Source organism: Herbaspirillum sp. AP02, from assembly GCF_015767275.1.
In the GTDB taxonomy this organism is placed as follows: domain Bacteria; phylum Pseudomonadota; class Gammaproteobacteria; order Burkholderiales; family Burkholderiaceae_D; genus Herbaspirillum.
The window spans coordinates 234,337-251,823 of sequence record NZ_JADWMY010000006.1 but is presented as its reverse complement, the minus strand read 5'-3'; the positions used below and the strand labels follow the sequence as shown (position 1 = coordinate 251,823).

The 17,487-nt window shown below is 62.7% G+C and carries 13 protein-coding genes; all 13 read right to left on the bottom strand.

Going from position 1 to position 17,487, the window contains the following annotated elements:
- Positions 1-157 precede the first annotated feature (157 nt).
- On the bottom strand, positions 158-1,171 hold the full coding sequence (gene rpoS / locus I5R65_RS14585) for an RNA polymerase sigma factor RpoS (RefSeq protein ID WP_180668347.1): 1,014 nt from the start codon (positions 1,169-1,171) through the stop codon (positions 158-160).
- Positions 1,172-1,174: 3 nt separating this feature from the next.
- Positions 1,175-2,155, bottom strand: a complete 981-nt coding sequence (locus I5R65_RS14580; protein ID WP_180668346.1) for a peptidoglycan DD-metalloendopeptidase family protein — start codon at positions 2,153-2,155, stop codon at positions 1,175-1,177.
- 231 nt (positions 2,156-2,386) lie between these two features.
- Positions 2,387-3,352, bottom strand: coding sequence for a protein-L-isoaspartate(D-aspartate) O-methyltransferase (locus I5R65_RS14575; RefSeq protein WP_180668345.1), 966 nt, complete (start codon positions 3,350-3,352; stop codon positions 2,387-2,389).
- Positions 3,349-4,086 carry a 5'/3'-nucleotidase SurE gene (gene surE, locus I5R65_RS14570; protein WP_180668344.1) on the bottom strand — a complete coding sequence of 246 codons (738 nt, stop codon included), beginning with the start codon at positions 4,084-4,086 and terminating at the stop codon, positions 3,349-3,351. The genes I5R65_RS14575 and surE overlap by 4 nt, the downstream gene beginning before the upstream one ends.
- A gap of 72 nt (positions 4,087-4,158) precedes the next feature.
- Positions 4,159-5,106, bottom strand: coding sequence for a flagellar brake protein (locus I5R65_RS14565; protein ID WP_180668343.1), 948 nt, complete (start codon positions 5,104-5,106; stop codon positions 4,159-4,161).
- Position 5,107: 1 nt separating this feature from the next.
- The gene (locus tag I5R65_RS14560) at positions 5,108-7,225 is read right to left on the bottom strand and encodes an ATP-dependent DNA helicase (protein WP_180668392.1); all 2,118 of its coding nucleotides are present in this window, start codon (positions 7,223-7,225) and stop codon (positions 5,108-5,110) included.
- Between the two features lie 254 nt (positions 7,226-7,479).
- Entirely contained in the window at positions 7,480-7,686 is a 207-nt protein-coding gene (locus tag I5R65_RS14555) for a YdcH family protein (RefSeq protein ID WP_006463294.1), read from the bottom strand.
- Positions 7,687-7,787: 101 nt separating this feature from the next.
- Positions 7,788-8,678 (bottom strand): hypothetical protein, encoded by an 891-nt coding sequence (locus I5R65_RS14550; protein WP_180668342.1) that lies wholly within the window; start codon positions 8,676-8,678, stop codon positions 7,788-7,790.
- A gap of 11 nt (positions 8,679-8,689) precedes the next feature.
- The gene (gene zapE / locus I5R65_RS14545; protein ID WP_180668341.1) at positions 8,690-9,787 is read right to left on the bottom strand and encodes a cell division protein ZapE; all 1,098 of its coding nucleotides are present in this window, start codon (positions 9,785-9,787) and stop codon (positions 8,690-8,692) included.
- Between the two features lie 128 nt (positions 9,788-9,915).
- Positions 9,916-11,343, bottom strand: a complete 1,428-nt coding sequence (gene lpdA, locus I5R65_RS14540; protein ID WP_180668340.1) for a dihydrolipoyl dehydrogenase — start codon at positions 11,341-11,343, stop codon at positions 9,916-9,918.
- Between the two features lie 212 nt (positions 11,344-11,555).
- Positions 11,556-12,797 carry a 2-oxoglutarate dehydrogenase complex dihydrolipoyllysine-residue succinyltransferase gene (gene odhB / locus I5R65_RS14535; RefSeq protein ID WP_180668339.1) on the bottom strand — a complete coding sequence of 414 codons (1,242 nt, stop codon included), beginning with the start codon at positions 12,795-12,797 and terminating at the stop codon, positions 11,556-11,558.
- A gap of 84 nt (positions 12,798-12,881) precedes the next feature.
- On the bottom strand, positions 12,882-15,746 hold the full coding sequence (locus I5R65_RS14530) for a 2-oxoglutarate dehydrogenase E1 component (protein ID WP_180668338.1): 2,865 nt from the start codon (positions 15,744-15,746) through the stop codon (positions 12,882-12,884).
- A gap of 376 nt (positions 15,747-16,122) precedes the next feature.
- Positions 16,123-17,424 carry a citrate synthase gene (gltA, locus tag I5R65_RS14525; protein ID WP_180668337.1) on the bottom strand — a complete coding sequence of 434 codons (1,302 nt, stop codon included), beginning with the start codon at positions 17,422-17,424 and terminating at the stop codon, positions 16,123-16,125.
- Between the last annotated feature and the right edge of the window lie 63 nt (positions 17,425-17,487).

Here is a 17,487-nt window from a genome sequence, read left to right as displayed (position 1 = left end):
GTCCGCGGCCAAAAACAAAAGCGGTATTGTCCGCGATCCGGGACCGGGAGGGAAGCGCGCCGCACATCCGGACACAGCTGGATGAAGGAAATCGAAAGAAATCAGCGGGAATGCGCAGCTAGAAAGGCCGACCTACAGCGCGACACCATTCAGAAACTCAGAACAAGGCGTCCCGCCCCACTCCGCGCGAGGTCAGCAGGCGCTTGAGCTTGACCAGCGCCTCCTGCTGCACCTGGCGCACGCGCTCACGGGTGATGCCCATCTCGCCGGCAAGCTGCTCCAGGGTGGATGGATCGTCGTTGTCCAGGCCAAAGCGACGGGCTACGACCACACGCTGCTTTTCGGACAGGCTCTTCAACCACTCCCTGATCAACAAGGCGGCTTCCTGGCTTTCGGCGCGGGTATCGGGATGCTCCTCCACTGCGCTGGGCAAGAGGTCCATCAGGCTGGCCTGGGGATCGTTGTCCAGCGGGGTATCGAGCGAGGCCGCATGTTCGGACAAGGCCAGCACGTCCTGCACCTCTTCCACCGGTCGCCCCACCAGATGGGCAATATCTTCCGCCCCGGCGTCGCGGCCGTCCCGATGCTGCGCCTCCAGGTGGTACTTGGCACGCAGGATCTGGTTCAGCTCGCGCACCATGTGGACCGGCAGGCGCACCGTGCGTGCCTGGTTCATGATGGCGCGTTCGATGCTCTGGCGTATCCACCAGGTGGCGTAAGTGGAAAATCGGAAACCGCGTTCGGGCTCGAACTTGTCGATGGCGCGCATGAGGCCGAGGTTGCCCTCCTCGATCAGGTCCAGCAGGGCCACGCCACGATTGATGTAGTGCTTGGCGATCGACACCACCAGTCGCAGGTTGTGCTCGATCATCTTCTGGCGCGCCACGAACTCGCCCTGCTTGGCCAGGGTGGCGAAATGCAGCTCCTCGGCCGCCGTCAACAAGGGCTTGGCGCCGATCTTGTTGAGGTAGTGCTGGGTGGTATCGGTGGAGAGTTCGGCGGCCAGCACCTTCTTGAGCTCGTCCACCCCCTCGGCCGGAGCCGCCTCCTGGGGCTGCTCGGCAGCATCGCCGTCGATCACTTCCGGTTCGTCGATCTCATCAATGGGATCGTCGATGTCCTCTTCACGAGGGTCCTGGTCTGGCAAGTGATCGCGGCGATTGCTTGTCATACGCTAGCGTGGCGGTAAGTATTTGGAGGGATCAACAGGTTTGCCCTGTTGGCGGATCTCGAAGTGCAGCTTGACGCTGTCGCTGTCGGATTTACCCATCTCAGCGATCTTTTGCCCCTTGGTCACACTCTGACCTTCCTTCACCAGGATGGTCTTGTTGTGGGCATAGGCCGACAACAGGTTGTTGGTATGCTTGATGATCACCAGGTTGCCATAACCACGGATGCCGCTGCCGGCATACATGACCTTGCCACCAGCCGCCGCCAGCACCGACTGGCCATCCTTGCCGGCGATATCGACACCCTTCTTGCCGCCGTCGAAGGTCCCGACCACCTTGCCGTCGGCCGGCCACATCCAGGACACCCCTTCATCATCACCGGCGGCCGACTGGCTGGCTGCTGCCGGCTTGTCGGCTGCATGCGCTGCCTCAGGCTTGGCCCCGGCTGCCGCCGGAGCTGCTGCAGCCGGGGTTGCATCCGGCTTTTCCAGTTCGGCCAGCGCGCTGTCCGAATAGGCACGCTTGTCACCACGCGGCCCGGTCTTGTTGCCGCCCGAAGCCAATGGCGCAGATGCTGCAGGTGCCGCTGCTCCTGGTGCACCCAGCGGCCTCACATCCAGCCCGGCGCCCGGTGCCGCGACCACGGCAGCGGTCTGCGGTGCACCGCCGGCGCGATCAGGGGGGGCTACCCGCAACACCTGGTCGACCTTGATGTCGTTCGGGTTGGTCAGGTTGTTCCAGGCCACGATGTCACGCCAGTTCTGCCCGACATCCAGGGCGATGCGATACAGGGTATCGCCCTTCTTGACCGTATAGTAGCCACGCCCAGAGGGGACCGGAGCAACCGCCGCGACGGCATTGTCGACCGGCTTGACGGTGCTGGTGGTGCGCTCCACGACGGGCGCCGGCTGCTGATTCGGTGTCGAGCCGCAGGCGGCCAGCAGACTGACGACACTGCCCATTACAGCCAAACGAATTTTCTTCATGCTCTTACGTAAGATTTTGTACGACGCTAGTTGACACGCAGCCAGCGCCAGAAGTTCATCAGGGAAATGCGGCCCCCTTGCCTGCCCATCCGCTCTCTTCATCGATCCGCGGCTTGGATGCTTGTGCTTGTTGCCGCCCGTTCCCTGTTTCGATGATGCTTGGCGGATCCTGACATCCGCCGGTGCTGCCTTGCCACATCAGGCCGTAACCTGCGTAAGCGGGTTACCGCGTCACACCGTACCCGGCCGCAATGGCACGAAATGGCACTGTTCCAGGGTACTACGGCGCCAGTCACGCTGGCCGACGCGTTCTATCAATTCCAGCACCTGCTGGCGTTCGCCTACCGGGGCTACCAGCCTGCCACCGATGGCGAGTTGCTCCAGCAGGGCCTGCGGCACTTCAAGTCCGGCCGCGGCGAGGATGATGCCGTCGAAAGGCGCCACTTGCGGCAGGCCAAGCATACCATCTCCGTAATGCAAGCGGATGTTTGCTATCCGCAATGGACGCAGATTGGTCTTGGCCAGTTCATGCAGGGGCTTGATGCGCTCGATTGAATAGACTTCGCCCGCCACCCGCGACAGTACCGCGGCCTGGTAACCGCAGCCGGTACCGATTTCCAGCACCCGGTCCAGACGGCCGCCATGGCGGTTCTGGCGCATGATCTCGATCATCCGCGCCACGATGTAGGGCTGGGAAATGGTCTGGTGATGGCCGATCGGCAGCGAAGCGTCGATATAGGCCTGGCTGGCCAGTCCCGGCTCGACGAACATGTGCCGTGGTACCGCCTCCATCGCGGCCAGCACCTTGGCATCGGCCACGCCCTGCTTGGCCACGCGCGCCACCATGGCTTTGCGCACCGCTTCGGAGGCCAGCGGCGAAGCATGATGGGAGCCATTGGTCTGGGTCACCGTCATCACATTCTTGATCGCCGTACGCGGCGCCGGTGCGGCACTGAGCAGGCGCTGGGCCGGTACCACCGGGGCCCGTGGCGGCACCGGCGGCGCGCGCAGGGCTTGCGCCAGACCCTGCTGCACCGGCTTGAGCGCGGCCCGCTGGGATGACTGGGCCGCGTTCTTGGCCGCAGTCTGGGTGGTTGCCTGGGGCCTGCCAGCCGTGTCCCGGCCGGCGCCGGCGGTCTTCTTCTTGTCGACCACCGAGGACAGGCTCAGAGGAAAGCGGCTGGACTTGTCGCTCATGCAAGCGCTTTCTTGAGATTGTCCAGCTGGGTCGTGTGGGTCAGGTCGATCTGCAACGGCGTGATCGAGACATAACCATTGGCAGTGGCATGGAAATCGGTACCGTCACCGCCATCCCGAGCAGCACCGGCCGGACCGATCCAGTACAGATCGCGACCATGCGGATCGGTCAGCTTATGGACCGGCTCGGACATGTGACGCTTGCCCAGCCGGGTCGCCAGGCTGCCCTTGATCTGCGCATACGGCAGATTGGGGATGTTGACATTGAGCAGATACGGCTGCGGCAAGGCATCGAAACGGCGTTCCACGATCTCGCGGGCAATGCGCGCTGCTGCATCCAGCTCGGCCCAGCCCTTGTGGAGTTGCGAAAACGCAATCGATGGAATCCCGAACAGGAAACCCTCGGTGGCCGCTGCGACGGTGCCCGAATACAGCGTATCGTCGCCCATGTTCTGACCTTGGTTGATCCCGGAGACAATCAGGTCCGGACGTTCCTTGAGCAAACCGGTCAGCGCCACGTGGACGCAGTCCGACGGCGTGCCATTGAGGTAGTGGAAGCCGTTGGCGGCCTGCTCTACCCATAGTGGACGATCCAGGGTCAGGGAATTGGAGCTGCCGGAACGGTTGCTGTCCGGCGCGACGACGGTAATGTCGGCGATGGGGGCGAGCGCCTCGGCCAGGGCAATGATGCCCGGGGCGAGGTAGCCGTCGTCGTTGCTGATGAGGATTTTCATGGCCTGAATTTTAACCGAAGCCGGGCTTTGGGCAGTCCCCGCCAGCGACATTCTTGGCACCGTGATGCCGCCCTACTCTTGCTGGCTCAGTTCTTGGTAGACATAGGCCGCCAGCACCAGTTTGTCGCGCACGCTCAGGCCGGAAAATTCCACGCCGTACTGGTGGAAATCGGCCTCGCCCAGCGCCTCGACAGCGCGCAGCACCACCCGCAGGTCCAGACTCAGTTGCTGGTCGGCTACGGCGGCCACGAAACGCAATTGCCCCACCACTCCCTTCTGCGCCGCCACTTTGCCCGACAGCGAGGTCGCCACCAGCGAGGCACCGCCCAGACTGAGATCGATCACGCTGGCCGGCAGCGGATTGGCGCCATCCAGCGCCAGGTAGCCTTCGGCGCCCACCGCTACCCGGGTAGCCTGGCGGATCACGGTGGAGCGCACTTCCTTGGGCAGTGAAAGGTGGAGGTAGACGAACGGCGTCTGCTGGTACTTCAGCAACTGGGCTGCAAAGGCATAGGCGCGACGACCGGACAAGGCGCGTACCACAAAGGGCTGACCATCGCGCACGAAGAGCTGCTTGCCTTCCTTCTGCGGCGCGGTGACCAGGATACTGCGATTGGGTAGGCAGCCCACCAGCGACACCGCATAGCGCTGGGTGGCGTCGTCGGCAAACTGCAACCACAGGGTATCGCCGATATTCCAGCGTACCTCGTCGACCGTGATCACGCTTTCCTGTCCACGCACTGTGGCCGCCGGCCTCAGGGATTTCTTGCCGCCCTGCTTGCGACGCAGTACGTCACGCGCCTGCGGCAGCGGCACCGATTCGGTATCGGGCTCGGCAATCCAGCGAGCATTGCGATAGAGGCCATTTTCGATCAGGCCGGTCAATTGGTCGACCGTGTCGATCAGAGTACCGCGCGCCAGCAACAACTTGCCGGCTTCGTTGTAGATCGGCCAGGGAGCCGGCTTGCCCACCATCAGCGCGGAGGCCCGCACCGGCACCAGGGAGGTCAGGTCGGCCATCTCAGCCGGCTTCCGAGGTACCGCCCTCGCCCGCTGCAGCGGCCGCCCGGCGGGCATCCTGCTCGCGGAAGAAGGCCTGCACCATGTCCAGCTCGCGGGTGCGCTTGAACGGCGGCAGGCTCTGCCAGATGCGACGGCCGTAGTTCTTGGTGATCAGGCGCGGATCGCAGATCATCAGCACCCCGCGATCACCCTCGTCGCGGATCAGGCGCCCGGCACCTTGCTTGAGATTGATGATCGCCGCCGGCAACTGATGATGCACGAAGCCGTTCAAGCCCTGCTTTTCCATCTCGCTGATTCGTGCTGCCAGGACCGGATCGTCCGGCGGCGAGAACGGCAATTTGTCGATGATCACCAGCGATAGCGCGTCGCCACGCACGTCCACGCCTTCCCAGAAACTCTGGCTGCCGATCAGCACGCCATTGCCGGCGGCACGGAAGCGGTCCAGCAGTTCGGTACGACCGGCCTCGCCCTGCACAAACAGGGGAAACGCATGCCCGCGTGCCTCGAACTCCGCCCGCAGGCGCTCGGCGGCACGGTTGACGGCACGCAACGTGGTACACAGGAAGAAACAGCGCCCACCCGCAGCTTCGATGGTCGGCAGCGCGGCATCGATGACGGCGTCGGTGTATTCGTAGGAATTGGGCTGCGGCAGGTTCTGCGGCACATACAGAAGACCCTGCTCGCCATAGTTGAAGGGACTGGGCCAGGATTGGGCAGGCGCATTCCACAGGCCCATCTGGGCCGCGTAGTGATTGAAATCCTTCTTCACCGCCAATGTGGCAGAAGTGAAGATCCATGAGCGCGGGGTTCCTTCGCGCTGCTTGTTGAAGATGGGTGCAATCGACAGCGGCGTGCGATGCAACTGCAGCGACGACTGGAAGGCCTCGATCCACAGTACATAGAAGGGCTTCTGGACCGGCTCGGTGCCGGCCTCGCCAGGCTCGCCGTCGGACTTGGCGGCAGCCGATGCCTTGGCAGCCGCTTCGGCCTGCGCCTTGGCAATTTCGTCGGGTGTGCCCCAGTTTTCCAGCTGGCGCAGCAGTTCATTGGCGCGATCACGGCATTGTTCAATGGTCTCGGCACGCTCGGCCTGCTTGTCGAGCACGGCGATCATGTCGTCCATGCAATCCTTGAGCGTGTCGAGGGCCGGGAAGAAGGCGCTGGACGGGGCAATCTGGTTCAGGGCCAGGCGGATCGAATCTTCCGGGAAAGCCAGGCGCAGGTCGCGCGCGGCGCGCTCCACCGGTGCGACCAGGCGCGCCCAATCGGCGCCATCGCGGGCATGGCTCAGGCCTTCGGCCAGCACGTCGCGGCACAGCTCCAGCATCTGCGAGGTGGAAATGGTCTCGCCGAAGAACAAGGTGGCCGTATCCGGCAACTGGTGCGCCTCGTCGAAGATGACGGTATTGGCCGAGGGCAGCAACTCGGCGATACCGGTGTCCTTCAGCGCCACATCGGCGAAGAACAGGTGATGGTTCACCACCACCACGTCGGCCTGCTGCGCTTCCTTGCGCGCCTTCATCACAAAGCAATCCTGGTAATACTGGCATTCGGCGCCAAAGCAGGTATCGCGGGTCGAGGTCACCAGATTCCACACCGAAGCGGTTTCAGGGACCTTGGTCAGTTCGGCCTTGTCACCGGACGAGGTGGATTTGACGAAGCGTGATATCTCGCGCAGATAACCGACATCCTCGCGCGCGGTCAGGCGGCCGTTCTGCAGCGTGCGCTCCAGGTGGAAATGGCACACGTAATTGCTGCGCCCCTTCAACAGCGCTACCGACACCGGCGCATGCAGCGCCTTGCGCACGGTAGGAATGTCGCGGTTGAAAAGCTGGTCCTGCAAGGTCTTGGTACCGGTGGAGACGATGGTCTTGCCGCCCCACAACAAGGCGGGGACCAGGTAAGCGAAGGTCTTGCCGGTCCCGGTGCCGGCCTCGGCGATCAGCGTTCCCTGCTCGGAAATGGCCGTGGCAATGGCCTTGGCCATCTCGGTCTGGGCATGGCGTGGCCGGTAGCTGCCCACGGCACCGCCCAGCGGCCCGCCAGCACCGAAAAGGCGATCGATTTCGGCATCATGCACGCCAGGCGACGCATCCCGGTCACCGGCGGGAACCATGGTGGCGCTGCTATCGACGATATCGGTGGGAGTTTCTGGGGCAGTCACTGCGGCAAACCTGTAGAAAAAACGAGGAAGGCGGGCTTGATCAGCTACCTGCGGCTTCAGCACGTCAATGGAAGAAGCCGCTATTCTACGCGGACTCGGCTGGCCACTTCGAACTGGTGAGAAAGCGCTAGCGCCGCACTAGCGGCAATTCGAGGCAGAGCCCCGCGGCCGGCGCGCACCACGGTGGTGGCACCGGCAACAGGCGCTCAGGCGGGAATGTCGGGAACCAGCTGCATCTTCAGCAGGGCGATGTGATCCTTCAATTGCAACTTGCGCTTCTTGAGGCGGCGCAATTGCAGATCCTCGGAACGGGCATCGCGGATGAGCATATCGATCACGCTGTCGAGATCACGGTGCTCGACTTCAAGTTCGATGATGCGGCGCTGGATGTCTTCGCGATGCGTACTGGTCATGATGGCTGGCTGGTTGCGGATGTGCTTGCTAGTGTAATGCACCAGCTCGCGCACGCCAATCGACGCGCGCAAGTGGCAGGTCGGCCGACCTTCATGGCCAGTTACTGAGCAGCCGGGGCAGTGGTCGACGAATCCTGCTGCTGGTTCTTCTTGCGCTCGGCACGTTCGCGCTCGTTCTCGGCCTTCTTGCGCTCCACTTCCAGACGATGCTCTTCTGCTTCCTGGATGCGCCGCTGGCGCTGCGCGGCATTGGCTGCGCGCTCCGGTGCGCGGGCTGCCTCGTCGGCTTGCTGACGACGCACCTCGGCTTCATGCTGGCGCACGCGGAAATCGGCCGGCACATCCTTGTTCTGGTCGATACGCTGCTGGACTTCGCGATTCTTGGTGTTGCTTTCCTGCACCTTGCGCGCCGAACTGGCTTCCTTGTCCTTCTGCTCCTGCTGACGGCGGGCGACATCCTGCTCGTCCTTGGCACGTTGATCGGCCAGCGAACGGTCACGGCCATCCACCGTGGCCTGGCGCTGGAAGACCTTGGCTTCGTATTCCACCTGCTTGGTGCGCTTGTCCGCCAGGCGCTTGCGGTCGCGGGCCGCTTCCAGGCAATCGGCCACCAGGAACTTGGGGTAGCAGGCGCGTTGGTCCAGGATGTAGCGCAACTCCGCCGCCTGCCGGTCTTCGGCGGCTTCGTCCAGCGCTTTTTGCGCCTGTTCGTCGGACTTGATGCTACCGGCCGGGAAACGCGTGGTGATCGGCGCACGGGCTTCCAGCGCATCGAAACGCTCGCGATCCATGGGTACTGCGGCTGCAGGTACTACGGGCGTGACAGGCGCTGCTGACGGCACCGACGAGGGAGCCGTTGCCGGGCGGGCGGCAGTCGTCCCCTGTGCCTGCGCCACGCAGGCAGCACTGGCCAGGGCCAGCATCAGGCCGCACAGGGAAGAGGTGACGCGCTTGGCATCGGCGAAAAGACCTTGCATGTGGTTCTTGTCCATCAGGTAGTTGTTCAGGAGAGGCTGTCGGCAATTGAGCGCCGGTCCGAGTCCAAGTATTCCTTCGATTGCATCTCAATGATACGTGAAACGGTACGGTGGAACTCGTTGGACAAGGTCCCCACCGTGTAAAGCTCGTCCGGCTCCACGGCGGCCGACATGATCAGCTTGACCTTGTGGTCATAGAAGACGTCGATAAGCCAGGTGAAGCGGCGTGCCTCGGAGGACATGGCCGCCGACATCTGCGGGATACCCGACAGGATCACGGTCTGGAAGCGGCCGGCCAGCTCCAGGTAATCGTTCTGCGAACGCGGGCCACCACACAGGGTGGCGAAATCGAACCAGATGGCAGTGCCGGCGCGACGCAGGGCGCGGATCTCGCGCGCCTCGATATGCACGCGCGGATCTTCATCGGCCGCCTCCGCCACTGCCGCGAAGGCGCTACGCAACTCTTCATCGGTCTTGGCGTTCAAGGGCGTGTGATAAACCTTGACCTGCTCCAGCACGCGCTTGCGATAGTCGATACCGGCATCGATGTTCATGACATCCAGCTTTTCCTTCAGCAGCGCGATGGTGGGCAGCATGCGGTCGCGGTGCAGCCCATCCGGATAGAGCGTACCAGGCTCGTAGTTGGAGGTCATGACGAAGGAGACGCCATGATCGAACAAGCCCTTCAACAGGTTGTAGAGGATCATCGCATCGGCGATGTCGGAGACATGGAATTCGTCGAAGCAGATCAGGCGGTATTTCTTGGCGATGCGCTTGGCGACCTCGTCCAGCGGATCGGCGATGCCCTTCAATTCGTCCAGCTGGCGATGCACATCGCGCATGAATTCGTGGAAGTGCAGGCGCGTCTTGCGCACCACCGGCACCACCGAATAGAAGCTGTCCATCAGGAAGGATTTGCCGCGCCCCACCCCGCCCCACATGTAGACGCCACGCGGCACCGCCGGGCGGCTGATCAGGCGCTTGAAGGCCGAGGCACGCTGGGCCTTGTAGGCGATCCACTCCTCGTAGGCGCGCTGCAGGCGCTCAATGGCGCGCAACTGCGCCTCGTCGGGTTGATAACCGCGCTGGGACAGCGACTGTTCGTAGAATTGACGGACATCCATGGTGTAGTCTTGTAAAACGACAATGGGCGAGCCAGGCTCGCCCATTGGGTTGGCATCTCAATGCTCGATACGCGGGCAACACAAGCGTGGCAGGTGCAGGCGACGCGTATTGTCGCATTGATCGCGCATCAGAAGTTCAATGCGCGCTTGTCGACGGCCAGGGCCGCTTCCTTGGTCGCTTCGGACAGCGACGGGTGAGCGTGGCAGATACGGGCGATGTCTTCGGAGGAAGCACGGAACTCCATGGCCACCACGGCTTCGGAAATCAGCTCGGACGCCATCGGACCAACGATGTGCACGCCCAGGATTTCGTCGGTCTTGGCATCGGCCAGGAACTTGACCATACCCGAGGTATCGCCCAGCGCGCGGGCGCGACCGTTGGCCAGGAACGGGAAGGTACCGGCCTTGTACTGCACGCCGTCGGCCTTCAGTTGCTGCTCGGTCTTGCCGACCCAAGCGATTTCCGGCGAGGTGTAGATGACCCAGGGAATGGTGTTGAAGTTGACGTGACCATGCTGGCCGGCGATACGCTCGGCCACGGCAACGCCCTCTTCCTCGGCCTTGTGGGCCAGCATCGGGCCGCGCACCACGTCACCCACCGCCCACACGTTGGGCAGGTTGGTCTTGCAGTCGCCGTCCACGGCGATGAAGCCGCGCTCATCCAGCTTCAGGCCCACGCCTTCGGCGTTCAGGCCGATGGTGTTGGGGGTACGGCCGATGGAGACGATCAGCTTGTCGAACTCGCCCTTGTGCGCTTCACCCTTGGCATCGGTGTATTCCACCGAGACGCTGTTCTTGCTGGTCTTGATGGTACCGATCTTCACACCCAGGTTCACCGCCAGGCCCTGCTTGGTCAGCAGCTTCTGGGCTTCCTTGGCGATCTGTTCGTCCACCGCACCCAGGAAGGTCGGCAGGGCTTCCAGCACGGTCACTTCCGCGCCCAGGCGACGCCAGACCGAACCCATTTCCAGGCCGATCACGCCGGCACCGATCACGCCCAGCTTCTTGGGCACTTCGGAGATGGCCAGTGCGCCGGTGTTGGAGAGGATCAGCTTTTCGTCGAACTCGGCGCCCGGCAGTGCGCGGGCGTTGGAGCCGGTCGCGACGATGACATGCTTGGCGATGATGGTTTCTTCGGCAGCGCCGGCCACCTTGATCTCGTAGCCGTTGGCGTCACCCTTGACGAAGGAGCCGCGGCCGTGGAAGAAGGACACCTTGTTCTTCTTGAACAGGTACAGGATGCCGTCGTTGTTCTGCTTGACTACGGTGTTCTTGCGACCCAGCATCTTGTCCAGGTTCAGGCCCAGGCCCTTGACTTCGATGCCATGCTCGGCGAAGCCGTGGTTGGCATGCTCGTAGTGCTCGGAGGATTGCAGCAGCGCCTTGGAGGGGATGCAACCAACGTTGGTGCAGGTACCGCCCGGTGCGGGGCCGCCCTTCTCGTTCTTCCATTCGTCGATGCAGGCGGTATTGAAGCCCAGCTGGGCTGCGCGGATGGCGGCGATGTAGCCGCCGGGGCCGCCACCGATGACGACGACGTCAAAATTCTTGCTCATGTCATTTCCAATTCTGTTTGTCGCGGACAAGCTATCCGCGGATACAAAAAAGCGCTGAACGCTTTGAGCTTTTCAGCGCCTAGTTGACTCTGTGGGCCGTCGGAGGGGCGTGGCGAGCAGCCCGCGATCGCTGCGAGAAGCGCAGCCGTACTGTCGTACGGCGAGCATCGCAGCAGCGAGATCGGGTTGCGCAATAGCCCCTCCAGCGGTCATTACAGGTCCAGCAGCAGGCGGGCGGGATCTTCCAGCGCTTCCTTGATGGCCACCAGCGACAGGACGGCTTCGCGGCCATCGATGATGCGGTGGTCATAGGACAGCGCGAAGAAGTTGATCGGACGCACCACGACCTGGCCGTTTTCGACCACTGCGCGTTCCTTGGTGGCGTGGATGCCCAGGATCGCCGATTGCGGCGGGTTGATGATCGGGGTCGACAGCATGGAACCGAAGGTACCGCCGTTGGAGACGGTGAAGGTACCGCCCGACAGTTCTTCGATGGACAGCTTGCCGTCCTTGGCCTTCTGGCCGAATTCACCGATCTTCTTTTCGATGTCGGCGATGGACATCTGGTCCGCATCACGCAGGATGGGCACCACCAGGCCGCGCGGCGAACCGACGGCCACGCCGATGTCGAAGTAGCCGTGGTAGACGATGTCGTTACCGTCGACCGAGGCGTTGACGATCGGGTACTTCTTCAGGGCGTGCACGACCGCCTTGACGAAGAAGGACATGAAGCCCAGCTTGACGCCGTGTTCCTTCTCGAACTTGTCCTTGTACTTGTTGCGCAGGTCGATGACCGGCTGCATGTTGATTTCGTTGAAGGTGGTCAGGATGGCGTTGGTCGATTGCGACTGCACCAGACGCTCTGCCACGCGGGCACGCAGGCGGCTCATCGGCACGCGTTGTTCCGGACGGCTTTCCAGACCGGCCTTGACCGGTGCGGAAACAGCCGCCAGGGCCGGCTTGGCGGCAGCAGCGGGAGCCGCGGCAGGTGCCGACAGCGCGCCCAGGACGTCGCCCTTGGTCACGCGGCCATCCTTGCCGGTGCCGGTGACTTGCGCGGTCGACAGGTTGTTGTCGGCCAACAGCTTGGCGGCGGCGGGCATGGCGACATCGCCCTTGGAAGCCAGCTCGGGAGCAGCCACCGGAGTCGGTTCGTTGGTCGATTGCGGAGCGGGAGCGGCCTTGACTTCGGTCGGGGCCACTTGGGCGGAGGCGTCGGTATCGAGGATGGCGATCACTTCGCCGGCCACGACGGTGGCGCCGTCAGCCTTGATGATCTGGGTGATGACGCCGGCATCCGGCGAGGGCAGTTCCAGGACGACCTTGTCGGTCTCGATGTCGATCAGGTTTTCGTCACGGGCGACGGGTTCGCCGACCTTCTTGTGCCATTGCAGCAGGGTCGCTTCTGCGACGGATTCAGACAATTGCGGGACTTTTACTTCGATTTGAGCCATTAGGGTTCTCCGATTTTCGGGTGATTCGTTGTGATGGAAACAGGGACGTACTGCCCTCGCAGTACGCCCCGTTCGCAACAATGCTTACTTGGTCAGGACAAAGCCCTTGAGCTTGGCGAAGGCGGTCTCGATCAGCGCCTTTTGCTGTGCGTAGTGCTTGTCGTAGTAACCGACGGCCGGCGAAGCGCTGGCCGGGCGGCCTGCATAGGCCAGCTTCTGACCTTCGGAGAGATTCTCGAAGATGTTGTGCTGGATCTGCAGCCACGAGCCCTGGTTCTGCGGCTCGTCCTGCGCCCATACCAGTTCGTTGAAGTTCGGGAACTGCTTGAGGGCAGCCGCGAACGCCTTGTGCGGGAACGGATACAGCTGTTCGACGCGGATGATGGCGGTATCGGTCTGGCCGCGTTCCTTGCGGGCGTTGACCAGGTCGTAGTACACCTTGCCCGAGCAGGCGACGATGCGCTTGACCTTCTTGGCGTCGATGGTTTCATCGACTTCCGGGATCACGGTCTGGAACGAACCCTTGGCCAGGTCAGACAGGGGCGAACCGGCATCCTTGTTACGCAGCAGCGACTTCGGGGTCATGATGATCAGCGGCTTGCGGAACAGGCGGATCATCTGGCGACGCAGCAGGTGGAAGATCTGCGCAGCGGTGGTGGGCTGCACGACCTGCATGTTGTTGTCGGCGCACAGCTGGAGGTAACGCTCGATACGTGCCGAGGAGTGTTCCGGACCCTGGCCTTCGTAGCCGTGGGGCAGCATCTGCACCAGACCCGAGGCGCGGCCCCACTTCACTTCGCCGGAGCTGATGAACTGGTCCATGACGACCTGGGCACCGTTGGCGAAGTCGCCGAACTGGGCTTCCCAGATGGTCAGGGTGTTCGGTTCAGCAGTCGAGTAGCCGTATTCGAAGGCCAGCACCGCCTCTTCGGACAGCACCGAGTCGATCACGGTGAAGGTGGACTGGTTCTCGGCCACGTTCTGCAGCGGGATATAGGTACCGGCATCCCAACGCTCGCGGTTCTGGTCGTGCAGCACCGAGTGGCGGTGGGTGAAGGTGCCACGGCCGGCATCCTGACCGGTCAGACGCACGGCATAGCCGGAGGAGACCAGGCTGGCGTAGGCCAGGTGTTCACCCATGCCCCAGTCCAGGTTCATCTCGCCACGGCCCATGGTGGCGCGGTCGTTCAGGACCTTCTCGACCAGCGAGTGGACCTTGAAGCCTTCCGGCACGGTGGTGATCTTGGCAGCCAGGCGCTTCAACTCGGCCATCGGCACGGCGGTCTCGGCAGCGTCGGTCCACTTGCGGTTCAGGAACGGCAGCCAGTCGACGGCGTACTTGCTCTTGAAGTTGGTCAGCACCGGGTCGATGGCGTGCTTGCCGGCATCCATCGCGGCGCGATAGGCCTTGACCAGCTCTTCGCCGCCATCGGCGGGGATGGTCTGCTGGGTCACCAGCTTGTCGGCGTACAGCTTGCGGGTACCGGGGTGCTGGGCGATCTTCTTGTACATCAGCGGCTGGGTCAGAGCAGGCGTGTCCTGCTCGTTGTGGCCCAGCTTGCGGAAGCAGATGATGTCGACCACGATGTCCTTCTTGAACTTCATGCGGTAGTCGACAGCGATCTGGGTGGCGAACACGACGGCTTCCGGATCATCGCCGTTGACGTGCAGCACCGGGGCTTCGATCATCTTGACCACGTCCGAGCAATACAGCGTCGAACGGGAGTCGCGCGGGTCGGAGGTGGTGAAGCCGATCTGGTTGTTGATGACGATGTGGACGGTACCACCGGTGCCGTAGCCACGGGTCTGGGCCAGGTTCAGGGTTTCCATCACCACGCCTTGGCCGGCGAAGGCGGCGTCGCCGTGCACCAGGATCGGCAGCACTTGCGAACCATCCTTGTCGCCGCGGCGATCCATACGGGCCTTGACCGAACCTTCGACCACCGGGTTGACGATTTCCAGGTGGGACGGGTTGAAGGCCAGCGACAGGTGGACCGGGCCGCCCGGGGTGGACACGTCCGAGGAGAAGCCCTGGTGGTACTTGACGTCACCGGCCGGCAGGTCGTCGGCGTGACGGCCTTCGAATTCGGAGAACAGTTCCTGCGGGGTCTTGCCCAGGATGTTGACCAACACGTTCAGACGGCCGCGGTGGGCCATGCCGATCACGATTTCCTGCACACCCTTTTCGCCGGCGCGCTGGATGGTTTCATCCAGGGAGGCGATGAAGGATTCGCCGCCTTCCAGCGAGAAGCGCTTCTGGCCGACGTACTTGGTGTGAAGGTAACGCTCCAGGCCTTCGGCGGCGGTCAGGCGTTCCAGGATGTGCTTCTTCTTGTCGGAAGAGAAGCTGGGCACGGCACGGGTCGGCTCAAGGCGCTCTTCCAGCCAGCGCACTTCGGCCATGTCCGAGATGTAGGTGAACTCGGCACCGATGGAGCGCGTGTAGGTGTCGCGCAGCATCTGCAGCAGGTCACGCAGGGACGTGGTTTCCGGGCCGAAATAGGTGTTGTTGATGTTGAACACGATGTCCATGTCGGCATCGGTGAAGCCGTAGAAGGCGGGATCGAGTTCAGGGATATTGGGGCGTTCCTGGCGCTGCAGCGGGTCCAAGTTGGCGAAACGGGAGCCGAGGTCACGGTAGCCCGCGATGAGCTGGGTAACAGCGACGCGCTTGCGGCCCATGTCGGAGTCGGCGGAAGCGATGACGGTGCGGATCGGGCCTTGCTTGGCACGTTCGGCGAAGGAAGCGATCACCGGAGCGTGGGCCACATCGGGACGGGTGGAGCCGTCGGTAGCCGGGACGTGTTGCACGGCGTCGAAGTAAGCACGCCAGTTATCGGGGACCGAGCCGGGATTGTTCAGGTAGGCTTCGTACAGTTCTTCGATGTACGGAGCATTCCCACCGAACAGGTAGGAGTTGATGTTGTATTGCTCGTAGAGCTTTGTCATTTGCTCACCTTTCTTCGCGCTTCGCGAGATTAGCGGGTTTCTACACCTTCCGCGACACGGCCTGACCGGTTAGCGGATTGCATCAAGTTGTGGGGAAGGACTTTGTCTACCTGAACTTCTGTACGTCATCCAGTCAGCGCATCGGAATTATATCTCCTAATATCAAATAAAAAAGCGAATCCTTAGGGATTCGCTTTTTTATTTAAAACCAGAAGCAACGGGCGTTTCCAGCAACCAACGCCTGCCTGCAAAGCCTTGTCGCGCGGGCTTTCCCCCTCCCCTCAACAACTCCCGGGGGACGGGATTGATCACCCTTGCGCAAGGCCTGTTGTCGACCCGGCAACGGGTCGACAACGGCAGGCAAGGTGCAGACCGATCAGCGCTTGTCCATCGGCGGCACGTCGCGACGCGGCGAACCGACGAACAGCTGACGCGGACGGCCGATCTTCTGTTCCGGATCCGAGATCATTTCGTTCCACTGGGCGATCCAGCCGATGGTACGGGCCATGGCGAAGATGCAGGTGAACATCGAGGTCGGGATGCCCAGGGCGCGCTGCACGATGCCCGAGTAGAAGTCGACGTTCGGATAGAGCTTGCGGGAGACGAAGTAGTCGTCTTCCAGCGCGATCTTTTCCAGCTCCATGGCCAGCTTGAACAGCGGGTCGTCGTGCAGGCCCAGTTCGTTCAGCACTTCGTAGCAGGTTTCGCGCATCAGCTTGGCACGCGGGTCGTAGTTCTTGTAGACGCGGTGACCGAAGCCCATCAGCTTCACGCCGGAGTTCTTGTCCTTCACCTGCTTGATGAACTCGGGGATGTTTTCGACCGAGCCGATCTGCTCCAGCATGTTCAGTGCGGCTTCGTTGGCACCACCGTGGGCAGGACCCCACAGGCAGGCGATACCGGCGGCGATACATGCGAACGGGTTGGCGCCGGAGGAGCCGGCCAGGCGCACGGTCGAGGTCGAGGCGTTCTGTTCGTGGTCGGCGTGCAGGATCAGGATGCGGTCCAGCGCGCGCACCAGCACTTCATTGACCTTGTACTCTTCGCACGGGTTGGCGAACATCATGCGCATGAAGTTGGCGGTGTACGACAGGTCGTTGCGCGGATAGACGAACGGCTGGCCGATGCTGTACTTGTAGGCCATGGCCACCAGGGTCGGCAGCTTGGCGATCATGCGGATGGCCGACACTTCGCGGTGATTCGGATTGGAGATGTCCAGCGAGTCGTGGTAGAAGGCCGACAGCGCGCCTACCGAGCCGGTCAGCACGGCCATCGGATGGGCATCGCGACGGAAGCCACGGAAGAAGAAGTTCATCTGCTCGTGGACCATGGTGTGCTGGGTCACGGTGGTGACGAACTCGGCCTTCTGGTCGGCAGTGGGCAGCTCGCCGTGCAGCAGCAGGTAGCAGGATTCCAGGAAATCACAGTTCACCGCCAGCTGTTCGATCGGATAGCCACGGTACAGCAGCTCGCCCTTGTCGCCATCGATATAGGTGATGGAGGAGTTGCAGGAAGCGGTCGACATGAAGCCGGGGTCGTAGGTGAACTTGCCGGTGGCGCCGTACAGCTTGCGGATATCGATCACATCAGGACCGATGCTGCCCTTGTAGATAGGAAAATCTACGGACGGAGACCCGTCGGAGAACGACAGGGTAGCTTTGATATCGGTATTGGACATAGCTTTTCCTTTTGCTGGGATGGTGAAACCGTTAATCAAAAGCCGCGACCGCAAGCCGGGCGG